General features: G+C 59.2%; 25 protein-coding genes, 2 tRNA genes and 1 riboswitch. Of the genes, 9 read left to right on the top strand and 18 right to left on the bottom strand.

The genetic code is table 11. The annotated features are described in order from the left end of the window. Positions 1–86 precede the first annotated feature (86 nt). A complete protein-coding gene (locus C7446_RS04890) occupies positions 87–698 on the top strand; it encodes a hypothetical protein (RefSeq protein WP_342768345.1) in 612 nt (203 codons plus the stop codon). Beyond that, positions 695–2767: a YjbH domain-containing protein gene (locus C7446_RS04885; protein WP_245977694.1), complete on the top strand. Its 2073-nt coding sequence runs from the start codon at positions 695–697 to the stop codon at positions 2765–2767. Before C7446_RS04890 ends, C7446_RS04885 begins: the two co-directional genes overlap by 4 nt. Positions 2768–2859: 92 nt before the next feature. Here the strand turns inward: C7446_RS04885 and C7446_RS04880 are convergent, their stop codons facing one another. Further along, complete coding sequence (locus C7446_RS04880) at positions 2860–3252, bottom strand: histone-like nucleoid-structuring protein, MvaT/MvaU family (RefSeq protein WP_121171884.1); 393 nt, start codon at positions 3250–3252, stop codon at positions 2860–2862. A gap of 324 nt (positions 3253–3576) precedes the next feature. Further along, positions 3577–4212 carry a YrbL family protein gene (locus C7446_RS04875; protein ID WP_121171883.1) on the bottom strand — a complete coding sequence of 212 codons (636 nt, stop codon included), beginning with the start codon at positions 4210–4212 and terminating at the stop codon, positions 3577–3579. Between the two features lie 142 nt (positions 4213–4354). Here C7446_RS04875 and dinB point away from each other — a divergent pair, with 142 nt between their 5' ends. Further along, positions 4355–5434: a DNA polymerase IV gene (gene dinB, locus C7446_RS04870; RefSeq protein WP_121171882.1), complete on the top strand. Its 1080-nt coding sequence runs from the start codon at positions 4355–4357 to the stop codon at positions 5432–5434. An 87-nt stretch (positions 5435–5521) separates the two neighbouring features. Here dinB and purU read toward each other — a convergent pair whose 3' ends face one another. Beyond that, a complete protein-coding gene (gene purU / locus C7446_RS04865) occupies positions 5522–6373 on the bottom strand; it encodes a formyltetrahydrofolate deformylase (protein WP_121171881.1) in 852 nt (283 codons plus the stop codon). A gap of 128 nt (positions 6374–6501) precedes the next feature. Between purU and C7446_RS04860 the strand changes: the two genes are divergently transcribed. Further along, the gene (locus C7446_RS04860) at positions 6502–8130 is read left to right on the top strand and encodes a ribonuclease J (protein WP_245977692.1); all 1629 of its coding nucleotides are present in this window, start codon (positions 6502–6504) and stop codon (positions 8128–8130) included. A 24-nt stretch (positions 8131–8154) separates the two neighbouring features. Here the strand turns inward: C7446_RS04860 and C7446_RS04855 are convergent, their stop codons facing one another. The 11 genes from C7446_RS04855 to C7446_RS04805 form a co-directional block, all read right to left on the bottom strand. Continuing rightward, the gene (locus C7446_RS04855) at positions 8155–8475 is read right to left on the bottom strand and encodes an H-NS family histone-like protein (protein WP_121171879.1); all 321 of its coding nucleotides are present in this window, start codon (positions 8473–8475) and stop codon (positions 8155–8157) included. Between the two features lie 132 nt (positions 8476–8607). Continuing rightward, on the bottom strand, positions 8608–9597 hold the full coding sequence (moaA, locus tag C7446_RS04850; RefSeq protein ID WP_121171877.1) for a GTP 3',8-cyclase MoaA: 990 nt from the start codon (positions 9595–9597) through the stop codon (positions 8608–8610). Continuing rightward, a complete protein-coding gene (locus tag C7446_RS04845) occupies positions 9578–10054 on the bottom strand; it encodes a molybdenum cofactor biosynthesis protein MoaE (RefSeq protein ID WP_121171875.1) in 477 nt (158 codons plus the stop codon). Before C7446_RS04845 ends, moaA begins: the two co-directional genes overlap by 20 nt. Positions 10055–10099: 45 nt before the next feature. Further along, on the bottom strand, positions 10100–10900 hold the full coding sequence (gene moaC / locus C7446_RS04840) for a cyclic pyranopterin monophosphate synthase MoaC (protein WP_121171874.1): 801 nt from the start codon (positions 10898–10900) through the stop codon (positions 10100–10102). Next, positions 10897–11481 (bottom strand): molybdopterin-guanine dinucleotide biosynthesis protein B, encoded by a 585-nt coding sequence (mobB, locus tag C7446_RS04835; protein WP_121171872.1) that lies wholly within the window; start codon positions 11479–11481, stop codon positions 10897–10899. The genes moaC and mobB overlap by 4 nt, the downstream gene beginning before the upstream one ends. Further along, positions 11481–12092 (bottom strand): molybdenum cofactor guanylyltransferase MobA, encoded by a 612-nt coding sequence (gene mobA, locus C7446_RS04830; RefSeq protein WP_121172337.1) that lies wholly within the window; start codon positions 12090–12092, stop codon positions 11481–11483. Before mobA ends, mobB begins: the two co-directional genes overlap by 1 nt. A 124-nt stretch (positions 12093–12216) precedes the next feature. Then, complete coding sequence (gene upp, locus C7446_RS04825; protein ID WP_121171870.1) at positions 12217–12846, bottom strand: uracil phosphoribosyltransferase; 630 nt, start codon at positions 12844–12846, stop codon at positions 12217–12219. Positions 12847–12922: 76 nt separating this feature from the next. After that, entirely contained in the window at positions 12923–13615 is a 693-nt protein-coding gene (ung, locus tag C7446_RS04820) for a uracil-DNA glycosylase (protein WP_121171868.1), read from the bottom strand. 3 nt (positions 13616–13618) lie between these two features. Then, the gene (gene gpt / locus C7446_RS04815) at positions 13619–14107 is read right to left on the bottom strand and encodes a xanthine phosphoribosyltransferase (protein ID WP_121171866.1); all 489 of its coding nucleotides are present in this window, start codon (positions 14105–14107) and stop codon (positions 13619–13621) included. 81 nt (positions 14108–14188) lie between these two features. Further along, positions 14189–14734, bottom strand: a complete 546-nt coding sequence (locus C7446_RS04810) for an adenine phosphoribosyltransferase (protein ID WP_121171864.1) — start codon at positions 14732–14734, stop codon at positions 14189–14191. A 179-nt stretch (positions 14735–14913) separates the two neighbouring features. Further along, positions 14914–15534 carry a riboflavin synthase subunit alpha gene (locus C7446_RS04805; RefSeq protein WP_121171862.1) on the bottom strand — a complete coding sequence of 207 codons (621 nt, stop codon included), beginning with the start codon at positions 15532–15534 and terminating at the stop codon, positions 14914–14916. A gap of 104 nt (positions 15535–15638) precedes the next feature. Continuing rightward, positions 15639–15715: riboswitch (SAM riboswitch) on the top strand. A 147-nt stretch (positions 15716–15862) separates the two neighbouring features. Between C7446_RS04805 and C7446_RS04800 the strand changes: the two genes are divergently transcribed. The 4 genes from C7446_RS04800 to C7446_RS04780 all read left to right on the top strand — a co-directional run bounded on the left by C7446_RS04800 (position 15863) and on the right by C7446_RS04780 (position 19114). Further along, the gene (locus tag C7446_RS04800) at positions 15863–16906 is read left to right on the top strand and encodes a methionine ABC transporter ATP-binding protein (protein ID WP_121171860.1); all 1044 of its coding nucleotides are present in this window, start codon (positions 15863–15865) and stop codon (positions 16904–16906) included. After that, on the top strand, positions 16887–17540 hold the full coding sequence (locus C7446_RS04795; RefSeq protein ID WP_121171858.1) for a methionine ABC transporter permease: 654 nt from the start codon (positions 16887–16889) through the stop codon (positions 17538–17540). The genes C7446_RS04800 and C7446_RS04795 overlap by 20 nt, the downstream gene beginning before the upstream one ends. Positions 17541–17592: 52 nt before the next feature. After that, the gene (locus C7446_RS04790) at positions 17593–18444 is read left to right on the top strand and encodes a MetQ/NlpA family ABC transporter substrate-binding protein (RefSeq protein ID WP_121171856.1); all 852 of its coding nucleotides are present in this window, start codon (positions 17593–17595) and stop codon (positions 18442–18444) included. 190 nt (positions 18445–18634) lie between these two features. Then, complete coding sequence (locus tag C7446_RS04780; RefSeq protein WP_121171852.1) at positions 18635–19114, top strand: GAF domain-containing protein; 480 nt, start codon at positions 18635–18637, stop codon at positions 19112–19114. Positions 19115–19172: 58 nt separating this feature from the next. On the opposite strand, the gene C7446_RS04775 is transcribed toward C7446_RS04780, so the two are convergent. The 4 genes from C7446_RS04775 to glpK form a co-directional block, all read right to left on the bottom strand. Further along, positions 19173–19249 (bottom strand) — tRNA-Val (locus C7446_RS04775). A gap of 45 nt (positions 19250–19294) precedes the next feature. Further along, positions 19295–19371 (bottom strand) — tRNA-Val (locus C7446_RS04770). 125 nt (positions 19372–19496) lie between these two features. Continuing rightward, positions 19497–20222, bottom strand: coding sequence for an MIP/aquaporin family protein (locus C7446_RS04765; protein ID WP_121171850.1), 726 nt, complete (start codon positions 20220–20222; stop codon positions 19497–19499). Between the two features lie 104 nt (positions 20223–20326). Beyond that, a complete protein-coding gene (gene glpK / locus C7446_RS04760; RefSeq protein ID WP_121171847.1) occupies positions 20327–21826 on the bottom strand; it encodes a glycerol kinase GlpK in 1500 nt (499 codons plus the stop codon). A gap of 335 nt (positions 21827–22161) precedes the next feature. Here glpK and C7446_RS04755 point away from each other — a divergent pair, with 335 nt between their 5' ends. Continuing rightward, positions 22162–22863, top strand: a complete 702-nt coding sequence (locus tag C7446_RS04755; protein ID WP_121171845.1) for a DeoR/GlpR family transcriptional regulator — start codon at positions 22162–22164, stop codon at positions 22861–22863. Positions 22864–22926 lie beyond the last annotated feature (63 nt).

Below are 22926 nucleotides of genomic sequence, written 5' to 3'. Positions count from 1 at the left end.
GCCAGGTGGCGTTGCAGGAGCTGGCGGAAAAGCCTGTTTCATGGCCATTCGCCTTTTATAACGATAACCGGCAGCACGATCCGGACATGAACCGCTACCGGTTTGCCGCCGAGCTCGACAATCTCTCCCTGCGCTATCGCATTCAGGGCCATGCAGTGGCTTCCCGGGCGATGCAGCAGTGGCGTCAGGCCCTGCAGTCCCTGTCCGACAGCAAGCGTGTCCCCGCCAATCTTGACCCCGCCTGGCTGATGGCACACCCGCGCCATGACAGGGATATCACCCATGCCATTACCATTGGTTACTGTCAGCCTGCTACCACCGTAACCCGCTGGGGAGTGGAGGGGATTCAACAGCAGGCCTGGCATGACGGCATGACCACTCGCGACATTACTGCCGACTGGTCACTGCCTGAAGGCTTCTCCGGCAACTGGGCATGGCTGATCACGCCAACCGGTCGTGTGGAACGCTTCGGTTACTCTTCCTGGAACAGTGATCCCCTGCCCGTGCCGGCAGGCAGTCGTATTGTGCCCGAACTGACACTGGATGCCGTAGCCGCTCGCTGGATGAATCATGCCCTCCCCCAGTGGCTGGCAACCCGGAGGCCGGGCCATGACTGTCGGCAGTGGACATATGATCCTGATACAGTGAGCGACAGTTCAAGGATGTCTTCACTTACAACGAATGATAATTCCCGATGAAAAACAGATACTGGTATCCCGTGCTCGCATGCTGTATTCCAGCAGCAGCCTACGCCCAGACCGGCCAGATGCAGAGTGATTTCGGTGGCGTGGGACTGATGCAGACGCCTACTGCCCGCATGGCACCGGTCGGGGAAGTTACTTTCAGCTTCAACCGTGCCGTTCCCTACGAGCGCTATAATCTCAGCACCCAACCCCTGAGCTGGCTCGAATTCGGTATTCGTTATGCGCGCACAACGGAGACTCCGGAGGGATTCGACGAACTTGTCGAGGGCAATGATTATCTCAACAACGGCATCGATACCAAGCTGCTGCTGAACCGTGAAAGTGCCACGCTCCCGCAGCTGGCAGTGGGGTTTCGAAACCTCGGCGGTGCCAGCCTGTTTCGCAGTGAATACCTGGTAGCCAGCAAGCGCTGGTATGACTTCGATTTCAGCCTCGGGCTCGGCTGGGGATACCTGGCTGGAGATGATGATCTTGATGAGGCGACCGACAATGTCACCGTGAATCCGGATGGCAGTGTCAGCGCCTCCGATGTCGATGACTTCTCGGTCAGCGATCTCTTCAGCGGTTCACCCCGGGTCTTTGGTGGCATCGAGTACCAGACCCCATGGCAACCGCTGCGGCTGGCACTTGAATACGATGCCAATGACTATGACAACGAACCGCTCAAGGACGCCCGGGAGCAGGATTCGCATGTCAATTACGGGGCACACTATCAGCTGACCGATAACATCGACATGCATGCCGGCTGGGAACGGGGATCCACCTTCATGTGGGGAGTGAGCCTGTCGACCAACCTGGCCGGACTGAGCCAGGCGCAGGACAGCACTCCGCCGGAAAAAATCGATTCGCAGCAACCATCGGCTCAAACGGATTGGCAGGAGACCAGCGACAGGCTGGCAGACAATGCCGGCTTTGACGTTCACCGCATCACCCGGAATGACGACACCCTGACCCTTGAAGGTGAGTCACGCAGCCATCGCTCGTGGCGGAAAACCGAAGGCCGTGCCAATCGGATCCTGACCAACCGGGTGGATCCCGAGATCAGCACCTTTCGCTATCGCCAGCTGGATCACGGCCTGGTCATACGCGACGACTTTCATGATCGGCAGGATTTCATGCAGGCCGTGCGCTCCGACGAAAATGCCACCGGCTATGAAAAAGGCATCTACGCGCGCACAACCCTGCAACCGCCACAGGGCGAAACGGTCGCCAGCCACTTCCCCGACCGGCTGCGGCTGGGCGTAACCCCCCACCTGTTGCAGAACGCCGGCGGCCAGGATGGTTATCTGTATCAGCTTTTCGCAACAGCCGATGCCGAACTCTTCACCGACAGGCGCGGCTGGTTTTCGGGCGAAGCCGGTGTGAATGTGGCCGATAATCTGGATCGTTATGAGTATCGTGACAATGGCAAGCTGCATCGAGTGCGCTCTCGCCGGGATGACTATCTCGACGAGAGCAGTGTCGGACTTTATAACCTGCAGTATACCCGGGTAGCACAACTCGACAGGGACTGGTCGGTCATGGCCTATGGTGGCCTGCTGGAGATGATGTACGCCGGTGCCGGCGGTGAAGTGCTCTATCGGCCGCTCGAAAGCAGTGTCGCACTGGGCATGGATATCAACTGGGTCAAGCAGCGTGATTTCGATCAGGGTTTCGGTACACGCGATTATGATGCCTGGACCGGGCAGGCGACGGCCTATATCGACACCGGGTACCACGATGTTCTGGCCAAGGTGAGTGCGGGCCGCTATCTGGCCAAGGACTGGGGTGGCACGCTGGATCTGTCCAGGGAGTTCGTGGATGGTGCCAGAATCGGCGCCTGGGCGACCTTTACCGATGCCAATGATGATTTCGATCAGGGCGACTTCAATCGCGGTGTCTATATCAGTGTGCCGCTCGATGCCTTCTTCTCAGGCGCGGGAGACAGCAATGGCGAGATCGCCTGGCAGCCACTGATGCGTGATAGCGGTGCTACCCTCGACCGCCGTTACAGACTGTACGAAATGACCCGCCATCGCGATATGGACCACTACTGGCAGGATAACGACGCCTCCTACGAATAAGCGCCGTTCGTCTGCCCGCTGATAAAAAACCGCCTTCCAGGGAAGGCGGTTTTCAGTATCCGGCATACTGCAGACATCAGAGCATGGCTGAATCAGCTCTCGGTGCGCTCAACCCAGTTTTCCACGGTATCGTTACCGTACTCTTCCTTCCAGGCCTTGAGCGTCTTGTGGTTGCCACCACGCGTTTCCACGACTTCACCGGTATGCGGATTGCGATAGACCTTCAGCTTGCGCTTGCGCCTGCCACCCGAAGCGTTGCCGGAAGACCTGGAAGATGTCTCGCGCTGGCTCGACTGGCGACGTTCCGGATCCAGGATCGCAATGATATCACTGGCGCTCTTGTCGTATTCCGACATCAGTGCTTCAAGTTTTTCCTTGAACTCCAGCTCGCTCTTCAGTCGTTGATCCTGCTCCAACTGCTGCAGCTCATCACGCAATTGCCGGAGCTGCTGCTCTTTCTGCATGTATTCATTGAGTAACGACATTAAAGACCTCATTCAAAGAGCACTGACAAAGACATGCGACCGCCTTTATCGATCAGGGGAGTCTGCACAAGCCAGCATTTCTGCTATATCGCAACGAGTGCGGATGCCTTTTACATCCTGACTTCCTGCAGGTGTGAACTTATTATATTGTCACTTGCGCTGTTTTTCAAAATCCCTGTCCCCGTTTTTGCCCTTTCTTACTGCCGCAAGACAAATAATGTTTGTTTCAGCATATTTCCGCAGTGCTAGCCATAGTTTGTGCGGCTTCAGCTGCAAGGCCGAGAAACACCAGTTCGCTCCAGTGCTACCGGAGCATGCAACGAGTCATTTCTCATGTGGCCGTCGATTTGACATGATCGGTAATTGCATCGCTTGCGCAGTGGCCCTGTCCAGCAACTCATAACCCGTCAACTTGACCAGAAAACGATTGAAGCGACGCCGTATCCTGCGGCGGGCAAACCATGGCCAGTAGTTTGCCAGAGGCACCAGCGATGGATTGGCGATACCATCAATCAGCCAGAGCCTGAGCCCTTCTTCTCCAAGCTGACAGACGATATTGCGATCATTGAGGTCTGCAGGCATGATCCAGTACCTGTCGAGATATTGCCCCAGTGACAACAACTGATGGCGAAACTGCTCGCTCGCCAGCAGGGCAGGATCAGCCTGGCGATAATGACGCACGGTTCGGGATACCTGACCATCCCGATCGGTAATCAGCGTGTAAACAAGCCCCTCACCCTGATCGGTCATCAGGGTGCCAAAGTAGCGCGGCACGTGTTGCCAATTCCCAAGGCGCCATGTCAGTCGGGTAAAATACAATTTTTCCCGCTCATTCTGCTCACTGCCACGCAGTGGATAACGAGGCACCTTGATGCATCGTTCAGGCTCCATCGGATGGCGGTAAACCCGTCGGTCATTACCCTCACCAATCAGTGCCCCGGCCGCACCGAGTCTTACCATGCCGTGTACTCCCCGGCGATACTGATCAATCCTGAATACGGTACACTTCGCGGGCCTGCGTACCCTTCAGGGACTTCACCCTGCGCCGGACGGCAAGCTATGCTGTACAGCACTGGATATGAATACATGACTTGCCCCAGCCATGCGAAAGATTCTTCACGCCGATTGTGACTGCTTTTATGCAGCCGTCGAGATGCGCGATGACCCCTCGCTGAATACAGTGCCTCTTGCCATAGGGGGCCGGGCCGAACAGCGTGGTGTCGTGGCAACGTGCAACTATCCCGCCCGTACCTTCGGCATTCACTCGGCGATGTCAATGGCGCAGGCAGTCAGGCTCTGCCCTCACCTGCACATACTGCCGCCGGACTTTGACCGCTATCGCAAGGTCTCGGCCCGGATTCAGAAGATCTTCCATGAACTGACTCCCCTGGTGGAACCGCTCTCGCTTGATGAAGCCTATCTGGATGTCAGTGATATCGACAGATTCCGGGGCAGCGCAACCTGGATGGCGCGCTGGCTCAAGCAACGGGTTCATGAGCATACCGGCATTACCATCTCCATTGGCGTGGCACCCAACAAGTTTCTGGCCAAGATTGCCAGCGACTGGGACAAGCCGGACGGACTGTTCGTCATCCCGCCCGATCAGGCCAACCGATTCATTCAGGACCTGCCCATCGACAAGCTGCACGGCGTAGGCCCGGCAACTGCCGAAAAGCTGCATAACATGAGCATCCGTACCTGCAGTGATCTGCAACAGCAGCCTCTTGCCCGTCTGCTGGAGCACTTCGGCAAGTTCGGTGCACGTCTGCACGAATTGTCCCGCGGCATTGACGAGCGCCCGGTCCTGCTGGAGCGAGAACGCAAGTCGATCAGCGTTGAAACCACCTTTGACCGGGATCTTGCCACGCTTGATGAATGCCGGACGGCCCTTGCACCGCTGCTTGCCAGACTTGAAGAACGCATTGAACGTCACGGTCGACCTGCCATCCAGAAGCTTTTCGTCAAGGTACGCTTTGATGATTTTTCCCTGGCCTCGTTCGAGATCGCAGGCACCCAGCCTGTTGCCGACCATTTCCGCTCGCTGCTGGAAAACGCCTGGCAGCGAAGTGCCAGACCGGTTCGTCTGCTCGGTGTCGGGGTAAGACTTGTACCGCCGGAAGCCGGCCGACAGATGCATCTTTTCGATGATCAAAACCGGTCATTCGAAGAGCGCTTGAACTGACGCCATTCACTGGCGGGCCTGCCCAGCCTGCCCTGACTACCCGAACGGCAGCAACTACGCGCCCCATCGGTGGCCCGTGAAAGGCAGTCAGGCAAACACTACCGTCTTGTTGCCCTGGATCAGGATACGATCCTGAAGGTGCCATCGCACACCCCGGGCCAGAACGCTCTTCTCGACATCGCTGCCCAGCCGCACCAGATCATCCGGTGTATGACAGTGCGTGACCCGCTGGATATCCTGTTCGATGATCGGACCGGCATCGAGTTCATCGGTCACATAGTGACAGGTAGCACCAATCAGCTTGACACCACGCTCGAATGCCTGATGGTAGGGTCGGGCCCCGGCAAACGATGGCAGAAAGCTGTGATGAATATTGATGGTCCGCCCCTGATAGCGTTCGCAGAACCATGAAGGCAGGATCTGCATATAGCGCGCCAGTACAATGGTATCGACAGCGCGGGCCTCGATTATCTGCTCGATCCGGGTGAATGCCGAATCCCGCTCGGCAGCGGTGACCGGAATATAGTGATACTCCAGACCGTGCCACTCCACCAGGCTGCGAAGATCCTCATGATTGGCAATCACGCATGCAATTTCGCAGTTCAGCTCATTTGTCGCCCAGCGGTAAAGCAGATCCACCAGACAGTGGGATTGACGCGATACCAGAATGGCGACCCTGCGTTTCTGCAGCGTATCCTGCCAGCGCCACTCCATTTCGAATGACTCGGCAATCGGTCGAAACGCTTCACTCAGCTGAGCCTGCGATTGCGGCTGCTCGAAACGTACCTCATAGCGCATGAAAAAGCTTTCCGAGGTCAGATCCGAATGCTGACTGGCTTCGATGATCGAGCCCGAATGCGCTGCAATGAAGGCCGATACCTTCGCCACAATACCAACCTGATCGGGGCAGGCGACGACGAGTCTGTAATCGTATGACATGAGGGTGTAAGTACCGCCTGACGAAAGGAAAGGATAAGTTTAACGAATTCAGATACTTTTGAGCACCTTTCGTTGTTACCTGCAAACGCGGTGCGTATAGTGGGATTTCCAGGGTTGAAAGGTTGCCCATGACTCAACCACGCGTTCACATCAGGCCTCGCCGTCGCCCCGAACTGGATATCATCCCGCTGGGCGGCTGTGGTGGCATCGGCATGAATCTGACGCTCTACGGCTTTGAAGGTCGCTGGATAGCCGTCGACTGTGGCATGGCACTACGTCAGGATCTTCCCGATACGCCCCTGCAGATTCCGGATATCGCTTCAGTTACCCATCATGGCATCAGGCCGGAAGCCATTCTGATCACCCATGGCCATGAAGACCATATCGGTGCACTGAGCTGGCTATGGCCGCACTGGGGATGCCCGATTCATGCATCCCCACTGGCCACCGAAATGCTGAAGCACAAGTTTGCCGACAAGGGTCTGAGCACGACGGCCATCCGGACCTATCGCCCCGGTGACAGCCTGGAGATCCCCGGTTTTGAAATCACTACAATTCCGGTCACGCACTCCATACCGGAGAGCTGTGCATTACTGCTTCAGACCCGCTCGCACCGTATCCTGCACACCGGGGACTGGAAACTGGACCCTGCCCCCGTGCTTGGTACCCTCACCGATGAAGCGGCCTTGCAAGCGCTGGCACCGATCGGGCTTGTCACGGGTGATTCCACCAATGCCACGGTAGCAGGCCTTGCCGGCAGCGAAGCTGATGTCGCGCAGGCACTGACCGCTGCAGTGGCCGCCTGCCAGAAGCGGGTAGTCGTCAGCTGTTTTGCCAGCAACCTTGCCCGTATCGCCAGCATCGGACGCACCGCCCGGATCTCCGGACGCCGCATTGCCCTGATGGGACGCGCCATGGAACGCATGGTTCGGCTGGCACGCACGCTGGGATATTTCGATGAATTCCCGGACATCATTCCGCTGCGGGACGTGGGCTACCTTCCGCCGGAAGAAGTACTGCTGATTGCCACCGGCAGCCAGGGAGAGCCACGTGCCGCCCTGTCAAAACTGGCCATGGGCAGACACCCCGAAATCGAACTCGAGGCTGGTGACAGCGTCATCTTCTCGTCGCGGACCATTCCCGGCAATGAAACCGCGGTCGCTCGATTGCAGAACGCCCTGCGTCAGCGTGGCATCCGGATTCTCGATGAGCACAGTCACCCCGAACTGCATGTTTCAGGGCACCCGGCACGAGAAGAGCTGACACGCTTCTATAGCTGGGTCAAGCCCGCTACCCTGCTGCCCGTACATGGTGAACCACAGCATCAGCAGTCACATGTCGAGCTGGCCACCCAGCTGGGTATCAATGCCCCTCTCATTCCCGTTAACGGCGACTGGCTCAAGTGGGATGGTCGACAGTTACGATGTGACTCCCGCCTGCCGCTGGAGACCAGACTGATTCAGAACCGCAGTAACCCGGGCACGGCCTCCCCGGAAACTGCACTGACCGTCATACTCCCCATTACCATGAATGCGGGTTACTGTGAGCGGCGTGGCAGACTGCTCCTGGATGGTGAGGCCGACCGATTCACGGATGAACTGGCGCTGAGTGACTGGATTGATGACTGCCTGGCACAGTGGCAGGTCGCAGATACCGATCAATTGTATCCACTGCTGGCACCCAGGCTCGAGAAGTGGATCAGCCGACATTCAGGTCAATTCATCAGAACCGAACTGAATGTCGTGAAGACAGGCTGACAGGAACACTGCATCCCGGGCGGGTTATCCGTTGTTATCCTTGCTCTTGTGACCATCACTACTGTCACTTTCCTTGGGCGGACGACCACGACGGCGACGGGGTTGTTCGCTGACCAGATCATCAACGGACAGACCGGCATCATTCATGGCTGCCCGAATCTCGGCCAGCTTCTGCTCCTTTTCGGCTTCTACCTGCTGACGCTTGCGCTCTTCCTCTTCCTTCTGGTCAATGACCTCGGCAACAACCTCGGATAACTTGTGCAACTGCTCCATGCTCAGCTGACGCGCCGCTGCACGAGCAACATTCTTGTTGCGAGCAATGCGCTCAAGCGATTCATTCGACATTATGGCAGTACTCCTGTTCGTTACCGATTCTCCCGATCAGTATAAAAGGAATTAACTACTTGGCAATCCATGCCACATATTACACAAGGAATCACCGCCAGCAGGGTGGTTGATGAACCATCCTGTCGATCATTAACCGCCCGTCATGTTCATGAAGCGAACGACCTGGACATCGCCATCGGTAGTAAAATGATGGCGATGCGGCTTGAGCGCCATGGCATCACGAATGCGCTCCTTGAGCGGCTCCATTTCCCCCGGATGATTGCGCAGCACTTCACGCAGATCCGTTGAATGCTCATTGCCCAGGCACAGCAACAATCGTCCTTCCGCCGTAACACGAACACGGTTGCAGCTGTCACAGAAATTGTGCGTATGAGGCGAGATGAAACCGATGCGGCTATCGCTGTCCGCCATGCGATAATAGCGGGACGGTCCGAGCGAGTCCTCGGTGGAAGGCAGCAGCGGATAACGCTGTTCTATGCGCCCTCTCACATCATCACTGGAGAAGAAGGTTTCATCGCGACCGTGGTCGGATACATCACCCAGCGGCATCTCCTCGATGAAACTGATATCGACTCCTTCCCGGCGGGCAAAGTCGACCAGATCGAGCACCTCATCCTCATTGCGCCCCTTGAGCACCACGGTATTGAGCTTGATCCGCTCGAATCCGGCTTCACGGGCGGCGCGAATACCATCCATCACCTTGTCGAGATTGCCGGTACGCGTCAGCTTGTTGAACCGATCGTACTGGAGTGAATCCAGACTGATATTGAGACGGGTCATGCCACCCTCCCGCAGCTGCCGGGCATAGCGCCGCAGCTGCGCGCCATTGGTGGTCATGGTGAAATCCCGGAGCCCATCCAGCTGACCGATATTATGGACCAGCTGATCGATCCCGCGCCGGACCAGCGGCTCACCGCCTGTCAGACGAATCTTCTCGACGCCCAGTTCGGTAAAGGCCTGAGCCACCTGAGTCAGTTCCTCGATGGACAACACTTCATCACGCGGCAGAAAGGTCATCTGCTCGCTCATGCAATATACACAGCGGAAATCACAGCGGTCCGTCACGGAAATTCGCACATAGCGAATCCGGCGCTGGAAATTATCGATCAATTCGCTCATCGGACCTCCAACGTTGCAACGCCTCATTGTCAGAGGCGCGCTCACTGACCCAGTAATCGCCGCTTCGGGTGTGCTCCTTCTTCCAGAAGGGCGCCCGGGTCTTCAAATGATCCATACTATAGGCACAGGCTTCGAAGGCTGCCTGTCGGTGTGCACTGGCAATCACTACCGCAACGATATCATCGCCGGGCTGCAGTCGCCCGACGCGATGCACGATGCAGCCTGCCGAAATCGACCAGCGCTCACACGCTTCCGCCAGCACTGCCCTTAATGACGATTCCGTCATCCCGGGATAGTGCTCCAGCGTCATGGCCAGTATATCGGGACGCTCACTGAAATCGCGCACGCGCCCGGTAAAGGCAGCAATGGCGCCAATGTCGGTTCGCTCACCCGTCAGCTGCTGCTGCAGCTGACCGATATCGAACGATTCCTGCTGTACCGTGACACTGAAATTCATGGTCACCTCGACCGGTAGCCTCCGGCAGACGGGAGAAGACGCCATTCATCCGCCGGTGACGGGAGGAAAAAAGGCGATCTCATCGCCGGGAGAGAGCGTAATGTCGCCCTGTACCACCTCATGATTGACGGCACAGAGAATGCGCGGCTGCTCAAGCAGCTCACCGGACTGAACCCGCTGCAGCAACGAGGCCCGCAGCGTGGACAGACGCGAGTCCGCGAGCTCGGCGAGAGGAACGGTCAGGCTTTCCATCCCCAGACTTTCACGCAGTTCGGCAAAAAAGCGCACCGTGATCTGGTCACTCGAAAGCCCGGAAGAGTGTACCGCAGCCTCGTCATCGGCAGGGCCATGCTCCACTGCCTCGACTCCTGCATCTTCGCGATGCCACTCCCCGGAACGACCGCCGGACTTGCTCTCCAGCTGTACGCCACCAATCACCATGCCCCGGTCAACGGCCTTGCACATGTCATAAAGGGTCAGACAGGCCACTGAAGCAGCGGTCAGCGCTTCCATTTCGACACCGGTCCGCCCTGCCAGACGACAGAAGCTTCGCACCCGGACCCCGGGCAGGCGATGATCGAATTCGAAATCGACACTGACCTTCGACAGCATCAGCGCATGGCACAGGGGAATCAGCTCATGGGTGCGCTTGGCCGCCTGAATGCCTGCAATGCGTGCCGTGGCCAGCACGTCTCCCTTGGGCATGCTGTCATCCACCAGCAGCTTCAGGGTATCCGGCTGCATGCGGATCCAGCCGCTGGCGACGGCTTCCCGGCGGGTTTCATCCTTGCCATGAACATCCACCATACTGGCCTGGCCGCGTTCATCCAGATGCGTCAGTGTCATGCCCCTTCTCCCCCGGTGGTAGTCAGATTGCGCGGTCGACAGCACATGGGCCAGCGCAGCGGCCATGTTAGCAACCATTCCGACAGCATGTCGTGATTATCAAGCGATAGACGGGTGACCGATTCGGGCAGTTCCACATCATCGGTAGTGGCCACGGCGTGTATCCAGGGATCCTCATGTACCCGGAGAGGCTGATCCAGCTCCCGGCGATAGAGTTCGAGCTTGGGCAGGGGCCACTGCCTGAACCCTTCGATCAGGATCATGTCCGGCTCAAGCGACTGCACCTGATTGACCAGCATGGCGAGATCGGGTTCTTCCTGCTCCGGCGTTTCCATCATCAGGGCAAAGCGTCTGCCGGATGCTACCAGCATGGGTGCAGCGCCCGCCTGACGCAATCGATGACTGTCCTTGCCGGGCTTGTCTACATCGAATTCATGATGGGCATGCTTGATGACGGCGACCCGCATGCCGCGTTCCTGCAGCCGGGGCAGCATGGCTTCCAGCAGGGTGGTCTTGCCGGTCCCGCTCCACGCAGCAATGCCCAGCAGCGGAATGGTCTGTTGACTCAGATCGAGTGACATCATGCTCCCGGGTAGTCGCCTCGAGAATTATCCAGCAATGGTAGCAGTGCCTGTGCATCGGACTCGTGATTGACATTGGTAAATGCCAGATGCGATTCGAAACAGACACTGGTCAGACGATGCCGGGCATACCATCGATCAATGCGACGCTCACCGGCTGCCAGCGCTGCTGACAGATCATCGGCCAGCGCCGTTCGCAGCAGGGCCACGACCGGATGCACCCGCTCGCGGTCGCGAGCCTGCACGATATCGACATCGGAAGTTGCTGCTTCCCACATCCGGCAAACCAGATCGTGAGGCAGCAGAGGTGTATCACAGGGGGCAATCAGCACCCGGGAAGCCTGCACATGGCGCATCGCTGTCAGCATGCCCATGAGTGGCCCGGCATGGCCGCCTGCCTGATCGGCCACTACCGGCCAGCCCAGGCCACGGTACTGTTCATGAGAGCGGTTGGCATTGATGAGCAGATGATGAACCTGAGGCTGCAGCCGGGCAATGACATGATCGATCATGGGCTTCCCGGCCAGCGGAACCAGTCCCTTGTCCACGCCCCCCATGCGTCTGCCCTCCCCTCCGGCAAGGATTACGGCAGTGAGTTCTTTCTCGGGCATCGACATTGATGGCGCCTGTATATTCAAACATCAATATAGTCGAGACCAGCCAGTCGGTTCAAATCGTGGGCAGTGCCGAAGAGGACTATTGCAGTGCGATTGTGGTCTGTTCAGTGAACCGATATCAGCGTGTACCGAAGATCCGGTCGCCGGCATCGCCCAGCCCCGGCACGATATAGCCATTGCCGTCGAGATGATCATCCACGGAAGCCGTGTAGAGATCGATATCGGGATGCGCCTGCCTGACACGCTCGATACCTTCCGGAGCCGCTACCAGCACGATGACCTTGATATCCTGACAGCCTCTCGCCTTGAGCATGTCCAGCGTTGCCACCATCGAGCCGCCCGTGGCCAGCATGGGATCGATGACAATGGCCAGACGCTCATCGAGGTCGTGCACGAACTTTTCGAAATAGGGCACCGGCTCCAGAGTCTCTTCATTGCGATAGAGACCCACCACGCTGATGCGGGCGCTGGGCAGCAGCGACGTTACACCATCCAGCATGCCCAGTCCGGCCCGCAGGATCGGGACGATCGTCACCTTCTTGCCCTTGATCTCCTCGATCTCGACCGGGTCACCATTCCAGCCTTCAATGGTACGTTTGGTCAGCTCCAGCCCCTGGGTGGCTTCATAGGTCAAGAGCTGGGCGAGTTCATTGGCAAGCTCACGAAACCCCTTGGTGCTGACATGGGCGGTACGCAGGATTCCCAGCTTGTGTTTGACCAGCGGGTGGTTGATGGCATGAACGGGCATGGCCGAAAGGTCCTCTGATAGTCGCAGTTGACGTGGCGTAAGCTGAATGAGCAACGCATTTGAAGGGGAATCGATTTCAGCCTTCGGGGCGTGGCGGCAACCGCCAGTCGATGGGCGTCATGCCATGCTCCTGCAGAAAGGCGTTGGTTCGGGAAAAGTGATGACAGCCGAAGAAGCCGCGATGCGCTGACAGCGGGGAAGGATGCGGCGCATGCAGTACCAGATGGCGCTGGCGATCCACGAATGACGCCTTCTTCTGGGCATAGCTGCCCCATAACAGAAAGACCACGTGTTCACACTGCTCGTTGATGGCGGCAATGGCCCGATCGGTAAAGGTCTCCCAGCCCTGACCGCGATGCGCTGCAGCCTGGCCCCGCTCGACGGTCAGTACGCTGTTGAGCAGCAGCACGCCCTGACGCGCCCAGCTCTCCAGAAAACCGTGGTTGACGGCGTCAAACTCCACATCATCGGCTTCCAGCTCCTTGTAGATATTCACCAGTGAAGGCGGAATGGCCACCCCCGGACGTACCGAAAAACACAGCCCGTGCGCCTGATCCGGGCCATGATAGGGATCCTGTCCGAGAATCACGACCTTGACCCGATCCAGGGGCGTCAGGGTAAAGGCGCGAAACCAGTTCTCCGAGGAGGGATAAACGATTCGGCGCTGGTCTTTCTGATCGCGCAGAAAGGCTTTCAGGGCCTGCATGTAGGGCGCATCGAACTCACCGTCGAGATGACGCCCCCAGCTCTCCGGAAGCGGTGAACTCATTGGTTACTCCTGTTGCGACCGGAGCTGATCGACCAGCGGCTCGACATAGGTGATGCCCATGTCCCACGGGAACTGGATCCAGGTATCCTGGGGCACCTCGACCAGGTACTGGTCCACCAGGGGGCGACCTTCGGGCTTGGCATAGACGGTAACGAAGTGCGCACGGGGAAGCATGTCGCGTACCGCTCGTGCCGTGCGTCCGGTATCAACCAGATCATCCACCAGCAGCCAGCGGGCGCCATCATGATCGATGCCCTTGAGCACCTGCAGCCCCCCCTGATCCATGTGCTCGTAGCTCTTGATGCAGACAGTATCGATCAGCCGCACGTTGAGTTCACGTGCGATCAGCGCCGCCGGGATCAGCCCACCGCGAGTCACGGCAGCAATACCCTCGAAGTCTCGTTCAACCAGTTGCTGGCACAGGCTACGGACATCGCGGTGCAGCTGATCCCAGGAAATCACGAAGTATTGGTGGTAGCGGTCAACGCTCATGGCTCAGCTTCCGGGCTGGGGCACTTCACTTTGCCAGCGGGTGCGTACAAAAGAATGCCGATTCGAAAACCGGCGCGTTCATCATTCATCTTCGGTAAATTCACAGACGGCAAAAACGCTGTGCCCTTCACCGCGAATCCGCTCCGAACCACCGATTTCCGGCAGATCAATAATGGCGGCCGTTTCCACCACATGGCCCCCACTGCGCTCGATCAGGTTGGCGGCTGCCAGCATGCTGCCACCGGTCGCAATCAGATCGTCCATGACCACGATCCGATCGCCTTCACGAAAGGCATCGGCATGAAGTTCCACGGTCGCCTCACCATACTCGAGCCGGTAGGTTTCACTGATGGTCTGGAAAGGCAGCTTGCCCTTCTTGCGGATGGGTACGAAGCTGCAGTTGAGTTCATAGGCGACCGGCGCACCAATGATGAAGCCGCGGGCATCAATGGCAGCTATCGCATCGATTTCCATCCCCTGGTAGCGATGCACGAAGGAATCGATCAGCTTGCGAAATGCCGAGCTGTTCTGCAGCACGGGCGTGATATCGCGAAAGTTGATGCCCGGCTCGGGCCAGTCGCGAACCGTCCGGATCACGGACTTGAGATAGTCGCCATAAACGCTCATGCAGGCTCCAGTCAGTAGCGGCGGCTGGGGACCGACTCGTCGGATCAAGTCGAATCTGTTACCCGATGGACCACCCGACGCATGAACCGAAAGCGTCATGGCCGGGCGCCAGGCAGGCAGGTGCGACATTCTAACCAAAGCGTCGCTGCCAATCGACCGTCGCTCCGTGCCGCCGACGGCTAGCCCGCAGCGCCTTCCCGAGCCGCCATGACACGTTCCACCGTTTCCACGATGGTCTGGGTCTGCGGATCGATTTCGATGTTGACATGATCCCCCACGCTGCGCGAACCAATGACGGTACGCGCCAGGGTTTCGGGAATCAGATTGACACAGAACTCTCCCTCGCGCAGCGCGCCCACGGTCAGGCTGATGCCGTCGATACCGATGTAGCCCTTCTCGAACACGAAGCGGCGATAAGCCTCGGGCAGCGAGAACCAGAGCCGACGGTTGTTGGGTGCCTCTTCGATCTCGGTAATGCGCCCCAGACAGATGACATGGCCCGACATGGCATGGCCACCGATCTCGTCACCGAACCGGGCAGCCCGCTCGATATTGAGCTGGCTGCCGACCGCCAGCTCCCCCAGATTGGTGGTCGCAAGCGTTTCACGCATCAGATCGAAGCTGACACGCTGGCCGTCAATGCTCGCCACGGTCAGACAGCAACCGTTATGCGACACCGAGGCCCCCGGCTCGAGCCCTTCACACAGTGCCGGTGAAAGCTCGACCACGTGACGACGCAGACCTTCCGACTCCTGCAGCTCAACCAGCGTGGCCACTTCCTGCACGATTCCGGTAAACATTCCCGCTCTCCATACTGCCCGTTATGTTCATGTCATCATACGCGCGTGAGGTAGGCCGGGCGATTCGTTGACACCCCGTCGAGGACTCCATAGAATCCTGCTCCACGTTTTACGGCGCCGATTTGTAACCGGATTGCGGGCGCTCGAGAAATACGGCTAAAGAGGTGAGGCGGCATCCGGGTTTGCCGGCCCTGCAACGCAGGTTCGACTGTTCATCAGCGATACCGTCATCCCCGTCAGGCAGTGTTCCCTCCCGTTTTCCGGCAGCCCGCTTTCGGCGCATTCCTGTACTGCATGGCGCTATCGCCATTCGGCAAGGCACTGCTGCATGATTCAACTCGACAATGTGACCCGCATCTTCGGCCAGGGGACTGCTGCCGTCAGGGCACTGGATGACGTCTCCCTGCACGTCCCCGCAGGCAGCATTACCGGCGTCATCGGCACTTCCGGCGCCGGCAAGAGCACCCTCATCCGCTGCGTCAACCTGCTCGAACGCCCGACCTCGGGATGTGTTTCGGTCGATGGCACCGACCTGACAAGCCTCGCCGAGCGCGACCTGCGCCGGGCGCGTCATGACATCGGCATGATCTTTCAGCACTTCAACCTGCTGAACTCGCGTACGGTGCGGGGCAATATCGCCCTGCCACTGGAGCTGATGGGGGTCACCAGAAGTGATATTCAGGCACGCATCGATCCGCTGCTGGAGCTGACCGGACTGAGCGGCCGCGCGGACGCCTGGCCCGCCACGCTTTCCGGTGGTCAGAAACAGCGTGTGGCCATCGCCCGCGCACTGGCCAGTCGCCCCAAGCTTTTGCTGTGCGACGAAGCGACCTCTGCCCTTGATCCGCAGACCACGGCCTCGATTCTCACCCTGCTGCGCGATATCAATGACCAGCTCGGCCTGACGATCCTGCTGATCACCCACGAGATGGAAGTGGTGCGCAACATCTGCGACCGGGTTGCGCTGCTCAGTGAAGGCCGCATCATCGAGCATGCCGCGACCGGTGAGTTCTTTACCCGCCCCGCCAGTACCGAGGGCCGCTCCTTTCTCAATGACTATCTCGAACTTCCGCCATCACGCAGCCTGCAGCAGCGTCTGCTCTCCGAGCCGGCGGAGGATCGGCATCCGGTGGTCAGGCTGACCTTCCATGACGACAGCGCTGCCCGGGTACTGGCCTCGAACCTGGCCCGCCGCTTCGACGTCGATCTCGCCATCCTGCAGTCACGAATCGAAGAGGTACGAGGACGCACACTCGGCCTGATGATTGCCGAAATCATCGGCCCCGCCAGCCGCACCCGGCAGGTGCTGGAGCATCTGCATACTCTCGAACTCGATGTGGAGATTCTGGGCCATGTCCAGCGCCATGATTGAACGCATAGTCAACGCCGTTTTCGAGACCCTTTACATGGTCATCCTGAGCGGCTTCATCGGCACCGTGCTGGGGGTGGCCATGGGCGTCGCGCTGTACATCACACGCCGGGGCAATTTTCTTGAAAGACCGCTTTTCAATCGGGTATTGAGCATCATCGTGAATATCGGTCGTTCGGTCCCCTTCATCATTCTGGCCCTGGCCATCGTGCCCTTTACCCAGCTGCTGGTGGGCACCTTCATCGGCAATACGGCGGCAGTCGTCCCCCTGACGCTCGCGGCCATTCCCTTCGTGGCAAGGCTGGTCGAGGGGGCGCTGCTCGAAGTTCCCGACGGCCTCATCGAGGCCGCCCAGGCCATGGGCGCCACCCCGCAGCAGATCATCTTTCGGGTGCTGCTGCCGGAGGCCGCCGCCGGCATCATCACCGCCATCACCGTCACCTTCATCTCGCTGATCGGCTACTCCGCCATGGCGGGAGGAATCGGCGCCGGCGGGCTCGGGGCCGTGGCCATCAACTACGGCTATAACCGCTACGACACCGGCGTCATGCTGATCACCGTCATCATCATGATTGTCATGGTTCAGGGCATTCAGACCCTCGGCGATCGTCTGGTTCGCCGGGCACAGCACCGCTGACGCGGTAGCAGATGATTCTCTGCAAGACACCACTCAAGGGAGCACAACCACCATGCCATTCACTCTTTCCCGTTCACTGCGCCTGACCGGTGCCGCTCTGGCCCTGACCGGCGCCGCCCTGCTTTCCGCCTGCGGTGGCTCGGAGGGCGACGACCAGACCGTCAGGGTCGGCACGATCGCCGGACCGGAAACCGAACTGATGCAGGAAGCCAAACGCATCGCCCAGGAGCAGTATGGGCTCGAGGTCGAGATCACCGAGTTCAATGATTACGTCTCGCCCAATGTGGCGCTGGCCAATGGCAATCTGGATGCCAACGCCTATCAGCACCAGCCCTATCTCGACAGCATGAACAGTGACCGGGGCTGGGATCTGGTGGCCGCCGGCAAGACCTTCCTTTACCCGATCGGAGCCTACTCGAAGAAATACGACGCCATCGACAGCATTCCCGATGGCACCACCATTGCGCTGCCCAACGATCCGTCGAACGAGGCGCGCTCACTGCTGATACTGGCCCGCAACAACCTGATCGAGCTGAAGGACGCCAGCGACCCACTGGCCACTCCGGATGACATCACCGCCAATCCGCACAACTTCAGAATCGTCGAACTCGATGCTGCCCAGCTGCCACGTTCGCTCTCGGATGTCGGGCTCGCCTTCATCAACAATACCTTTGCCGAGCCGGCCGGGCTGAAGCTGGATGACGCCCTGCTGCGCGAAAGCCCCGACTCTCCCTATGTCAACCTGATCGTGGTCCAGCAGGGCGACCAGGACAAGCCGGCCATCCGTCACCTGGTCAAGGCCTTCCAGAGCCCGGCCGTGGCCGACAAGGCCCGGGAGCTGTTCGGTTCGGGCGCCATCGCCGGCTGGCAGACCGATGAGGCTTCATCCGAACAGGCTCGCTAGGCTGACGCACCCACCTCACGGCCGGAGCTGCCTCCGGCCATCCTGTTCATGACGCCGGGCACCTGCGTGGACCGAGCGGCTATCCTGATGCAACCATCCTCGGCCATTTCATCTTGCAAGACGTGGCGGCTCGTGCCGGAGCGGCGATCCACCACCCTCCCGATCAAGCGAACGACCAAGGAGCAGCCCAATGACCGATTATTCCATGCTGGCAAGACAGCTCGAATCCCTGCTCGACACCCGGGACTGGCTGACCAACCTCTCCCAGACGGCCGCCTTCATCTTCCGGAATGTCGCGGAACTGAACTGGGCCGGCTTCTATCTTCACCGACAGCCGCAGACCCTGATCCTGGGGCCCTTCCAGGGTCAGCCCGCCTGCAACCCGATCCCCTTCGACCAGGGTGTCTGTGGCGCTGCTGCCCGCAGTGGTGAAACCCAGCGCATCGACGATGTGCACGCCTTCCCCGGCCACATCGCCTGTGATGCAGACTCGCGTTCCGAACTGGTGGTGCCGCTGCTGGTCGGCGAACGAATGGTGGGCGTACTGGATCTGGACAGCCCTCGTCCGGCGCGCTTTACCACCGAGGATCAGAAGGGGATCGAGGCCCTCTGTCAGATATTGATCCGGACCACGGAGCTGACCGATATCCCGGGCGACAATCGCGCCTGACTCCCGGGCATGTCCCGGGAAATGAAAAAACCCCGCTCGAAGGCGGGGTTTTGCAATCTGGTAGGACCGAGCGGATTTGAACCGCTGACCTCCACGATGTCAACGTGGCGCTCTAACCAACTGAGCTACGGTCCTGCATGGCGGGACGACTCTCCTGTCGAGCTGCTGACTTCGACAGTCTGGTAGGACCGAGCGGATTTGAACCGCTGACCTCCACGATGTCAACGTGGCGCTCTAACCAACTGAGCTACGGTCCTGCACGTCATCCTGCTGATTCGAGAGACAGTCCGGATCGTGGCTGCTTTCGCATGCCTCCCGACAACGCTGCGACATTGTACTGATTCTGCTGACTGGCGCAACCGTTGAATCAGCGAAAGCGACGTTACGGCAGCAGGATCAGACCATACCAGAGCAGCCCACCGATACCGGCGCCGATGACCGGACCGACTACCGGCACCCAGGCGTATCCCCAGTCGCAGCCGCCCTTGCCATGAATCGGCAGTGCCGCATGCGCCAGTCGCGGCCCCAGATCCCGCGCCGGGTTGATGGCATAGCCGGTGGGACCGCCCAGCGAGAGACCGACCGCCCAGACCAGCCCACCCACCAGAAATGGCAGCAGTCCCGGCGATACATTGTCAGTGGCGACGATGCCACCCAAGCAGAGCAGGAAGATGGCAGTACTGACAATCTCGCACAACACATTGCCAAACGGACTGCGAATGCCGGGATCGGTGCAGAACACGGCCAGCTTGAGTTCCTTCTCCGGCGTGGCTCGAAAATGCGGTAGGTAGGCCAGCCAGACCAGCACCCCACCGGCAAAGCCGCCGGCGATCTGGGCCACGATATAGCCGGCAATCATCGCGGGATCCTGATGCATGCCGGTAATCCACTTGGCCAGCGTCACGGCGGGATTGATGTCACCGTCCGGTGACCCGGTCGCCGTGGCCACGAAAACAGCGACCATGACCGCCATCCCCCAGCCGGTAGCGATCACGATCCAGTCGGCACCGGACCCCTTGGTTTTTCTCAGTACCACATTGGCTACCACACCATCGCCGAATACGATCAGCGTCATGGTGCCAAGAAACTCCCCTATCAGGGCATGCATGGCGTGCTCCTTCCAGGACACGAAAGCGGTCGGGACCCGACAGGGTCTGCCGGCTGTGAAATGCGATGCGAGGGATCGGCCCCCGCATCCGAACGCGAACGGTCTCAGCCGTCGCCGTTGTCACCGGAGCGCACCCGGTCGACGGCTTCCAGCCAGCCCTTGTAGAGCGACTCACGCTCCTGGTCCTCCATTCGCGGGGAGAAGGAACGCTCGCAATTCCAGAGCGAAGTGATGTCATCGAGGGAGTTGTACCAGCCGATCTGAAGGCCGGCGAGATAGGCGGAGCCCAGCGCCGTGGTTTCGAGGATATGCGGGCGATCGACCCGCACATCGAGAATATCGGCCAGAAACTGCATGACCCAGTTGTTGCTGACCATGCCCCCGTCCACCCGCAGTGTTTCAGCAGGCGCCGAGGTATCGGCATTCATGCACTCCTGCAGGTCACGCGTCTGATAGCAGACCGACTGCAGGCCGGCAGCCACGATCTCGGCAATACCGGTGCTGCGGGTCAGTCCGAAGATGGCACCGCGCGCCTGCGGATCCCAGTGCGGAGCTCCCAGCCCCGTGAATGCCGGCACCAGATAGACGCCATGGCCGAAACCGGTCTTGCGGGCGAGGGTTTCGGTCTCCGAAGCATCCTGGAAGAGCTTGAGACCATCACGCATCCACTGCACGGTGGCGCCGGCAACAAAGATGCTGCCCTCCATGGCATAGGTCACCTTGCCGTTGAGGCGATAACCGACCGTGGTCAGCAGCTTGTTTCTGGACAGCTCGGCCTTGTCGCCGGTGTTCATGATCATGAAGCAGCCCGTGCCATAGGTGCTCTTGACCATGCCCGGCTCGAAGCAGGCCTGCCCCACCAGTGCTGCCTGCTGATCACCGGCCACCCCGGCAATCAGTACCGAAGCACCCAGCAGCTGGGCGTCGGTCCTGCCGAACTCGGCACTGCAATCCATGACTTCCGGCATCATCGATTCAGGAATACCGAACAGTTCGAGCAGCTCGCTGTCCCAGCACTGCTCGTGAATGTTGAACAGACAGGTGCGCGAGGCATTGGTGGCATCGGTACGATGCTGCCGCCCGCCGGTCAGCTTCCAGATCAGATAGCTGTCCACCGTACCGAACAGCAGTTCGCCCCGCTCTGCCCGCTCCCGGGCCCCCTCGACATTCTCGAGCAGCCAGTGCACCTTGGAAGCGGAGAAATAGGGGTCGATCAACAGCCCCGTTTTGGCCTGGATGGTATCCGTGTACCCCTGACGGCGAAGCTGCTGACAGTAGTCACTGGTACGCCTGTCCTGCCAGACAATGGCATTGTGAATCGGTTCACCGGTGTGACGATCCCAGACGATGGCAGTTTCCCGCTGATTGGTAATGCTCAGTGCCGCTACATCATGAATGGTCTTGCCGGCATTGGTCAGCGCCTGTCGGGCAGTGCGCAGGGCCGATTGCCAGAGATCATCCACATGGTGTTCTACCCATCCACTGTCGGGGAAGTGCTGGGGAAATTCTTCCTGGGCCAACCCCACGACCTGACCTTCCCGGTTGAATAGAATGGTTCGGGTACTCGTGGTGCCCTGATCGATGGAAAGTATGCAGGAGGTCATGGATCGTGCTCCTCGTCGGATATGAAACGCCGTAGTATGCCTGTCGGTTACGACGCAGGTGAGAAGGCATGTTCATCCGGAAAGACAGTTTTCGATATCGAACCCTTCGGTCGATTCGACCCGTCTTGCCGCACCGATGAACACCGCGACAATGCTCACTTGCGAACATATAGATTTCATCTTTCGGCAACAATTGCCGGAAAGCCGAAAACGCTTAGACTTTTGTCTACGCCAGCGACAACGGCACAGGATCGGTCTGTCGCCATGGCACGATTTCAAGTCAGGTCACCCTGTCGTCTCATACGCAGCCAGTCAGCAGAGCGGATCAATCCAACGTGCGACAATCCCACAGACATCAGGCCATTCTGGATTTCGTCAGACAGCGCGGTTATGCCTCGATCGAACAGCTGACCGATCATTTCGGCGTCACCCCCCAGACCATCCGACGCGATCTCAATCAGCTGGCCGATGCCGGTCGACTGCGCCGGGTGCATGGCGGCGCCGGCATGGAATCCAGCACGGTCAACACTGCCTACAGTGACCGCAAGCTGATCAATCACGAAGCCAAGGCACGTATTGCACGCTGCCTGGCCAACCAGATTCCCGATCGCAGCTCGCTGTTCATCAATATCGGCACCAGTACCGAACTGGTAGCCAAGGCCCTGCTCGAACACAGCGAGCTGGAAGTCATCACCAACAATCTCAACGTGGCCGCCATCCTGCAGCATCGCGAGGATTTCAACGTCATCATTGCCGGTGGCTCGGTACGTTCGCGGGATGGCGGCATCATCGGTGAAGCCACCATCGACTTCATCAACCAGTTCAAGGTCGACTACGGCATCATCGGCATCAGCAGCATCGACGAGGATGGCGCCCTGCTCGATTACGACTATCAGGAGGTGCGTGTCGCCCAGGCCATCATCAGCAATTCGCGCCAGGTTTACCTGGCAGCCGATCACTCCAAGTTCACCCGCAATGCCGTGGTTCGGCTGGGCAACCTTAAGGAATCGCTGATCAATTCGTCTCTGAGCGGTTGAAGGGCTCAGAGTGGCACAACCATCGCGTCAGCGATCATTTTCTGACCACCTCAGGTGGTCCGT

Source organism: Kushneria sinocarnis (assembly GCF_003633775.1).
Lineage (GTDB): Bacteria > Pseudomonadota > Gammaproteobacteria > Pseudomonadales > Halomonadaceae > Kushneria > Kushneria sinocarnis.
The sequence above is the reverse complement of the archived record's forward strand: the minus strand, read 5'-3'. Positions and strand labels throughout refer to the sequence as shown.

Coding starts and splice junctions, on each gene's coding strand:
- C7446_RS04890 (WP_342768345.1), top strand. CDS start 87: ATGAACCGCTACCGGTTTGCCGCCGAGCTCGACAATCTCTCCCTGCGC.
- C7446_RS04885 (WP_245977694.1), top strand. CDS start 695: ATGAAAAACAGATACTGGTATCCCGTGCTCGCATGCTGTATTCCAGCA.
- C7446_RS04880 (WP_121171884.1), bottom strand. CDS start 3,252: ATGTCGTTACTCAATGAATACATGCAGAAAGAGCAGCAGCTCCGGCAA.
- C7446_RS04875 (WP_121171883.1), bottom strand. CDS start 4,212: ATGGTAAGACTCGGTGCGGCCGGGGCACTGATTGGTGAGGGTAATGAC.
- dinB (WP_121171882.1), top strand. CDS start 4,355: ATGCGAAAGATTCTTCACGCCGATTGTGACTGCTTTTATGCAGCCGTC.
- purU (WP_121171881.1), bottom strand. CDS start 6,373: ATGTCATACGATTACAGACTCGTCGTCGCCTGCCCCGATCAGGTTGGT.
- C7446_RS04860 (WP_245977692.1), top strand. CDS start 6,502: ATGACTCAACCACGCGTTCACATCAGGCCTCGCCGTCGCCCCGAACTG.
- C7446_RS04855 (WP_121171879.1), bottom strand. CDS start 8,475: ATGTCGAATGAATCGCTTGAGCGCATTGCTCGCAACAAGAATGTTGCT.
- moaA (WP_121171877.1), bottom strand. CDS start 9,597: ATGAGCGAATTGATCGATAATTTCCAGCGCCGGATTCGCTATGTGCGA.
- C7446_RS04845 (WP_121171875.1), bottom strand. CDS start 10,054: ATGAATTTCAGTGTCACGGTACAGCAGGAATCGTTCGATATCGGTCAG.
- moaC (WP_121171874.1), bottom strand. CDS start 10,900: ATGACACTGACGCATCTGGATGAACGCGGCCAGGCCAGTATGGTGGAT.
- mobB (WP_121171872.1), bottom strand. CDS start 11,481: ATGTCACTCGATCTGAGTCAACAGACCATTCCGCTGCTGGGCATTGCT.
- mobA (WP_121172337.1), bottom strand. CDS start 12,092: ATGCCCGAGAAAGAACTCACTGCCGTAATCCTTGCCGGAGGGGAGGGC.
- upp (WP_121171870.1), bottom strand. CDS start 12,846: ATGCCCGTTCATGCCATCAACCACCCGCTGGTCAAACACAAGCTGGGA.
- ung (WP_121171868.1), bottom strand. CDS start 13,615: ATGAGTTCACCGCTTCCGGAGAGCTGGGGGCGTCATCTCGACGGTGAG.
- gpt (WP_121171866.1), bottom strand. CDS start 14,107: ATGAGCGTTGACCGCTACCACCAATACTTCGTGATTTCCTGGGATCAG.
- C7446_RS04810 (WP_121171864.1), bottom strand. CDS start 14,734: ATGAGCGTTTATGGCGACTATCTCAAGTCCGTGATCCGGACGGTTCGC.
- C7446_RS04805 (WP_121171862.1), bottom strand. CDS start 15,534: ATGTTTACCGGAATCGTGCAGGAAGTGGCCACGCTGGTTGAGCTGCAG.
- C7446_RS04800 (WP_121171860.1), top strand. CDS start 15,863: ATGATTCAACTCGACAATGTGACCCGCATCTTCGGCCAGGGGACTGCT.
- C7446_RS04795 (WP_121171858.1), top strand. CDS start 16,887: ATGTCCAGCGCCATGATTGAACGCATAGTCAACGCCGTTTTCGAGACC.
- C7446_RS04790 (WP_121171856.1), top strand. CDS start 17,593: ATGCCATTCACTCTTTCCCGTTCACTGCGCCTGACCGGTGCCGCTCTG.
- C7446_RS04780 (WP_121171852.1), top strand. CDS start 18,635: ATGACCGATTATTCCATGCTGGCAAGACAGCTCGAATCCCTGCTCGAC.
- C7446_RS04765 (WP_121171850.1), bottom strand. CDS start 20,222: ATGCATGCCCTGATAGGGGAGTTTCTTGGCACCATGACGCTGATCGTA.
- glpK (WP_121171847.1), bottom strand. CDS start 21,826: ATGACCTCCTGCATACTTTCCATCGATCAGGGCACCACGAGTACCCGA.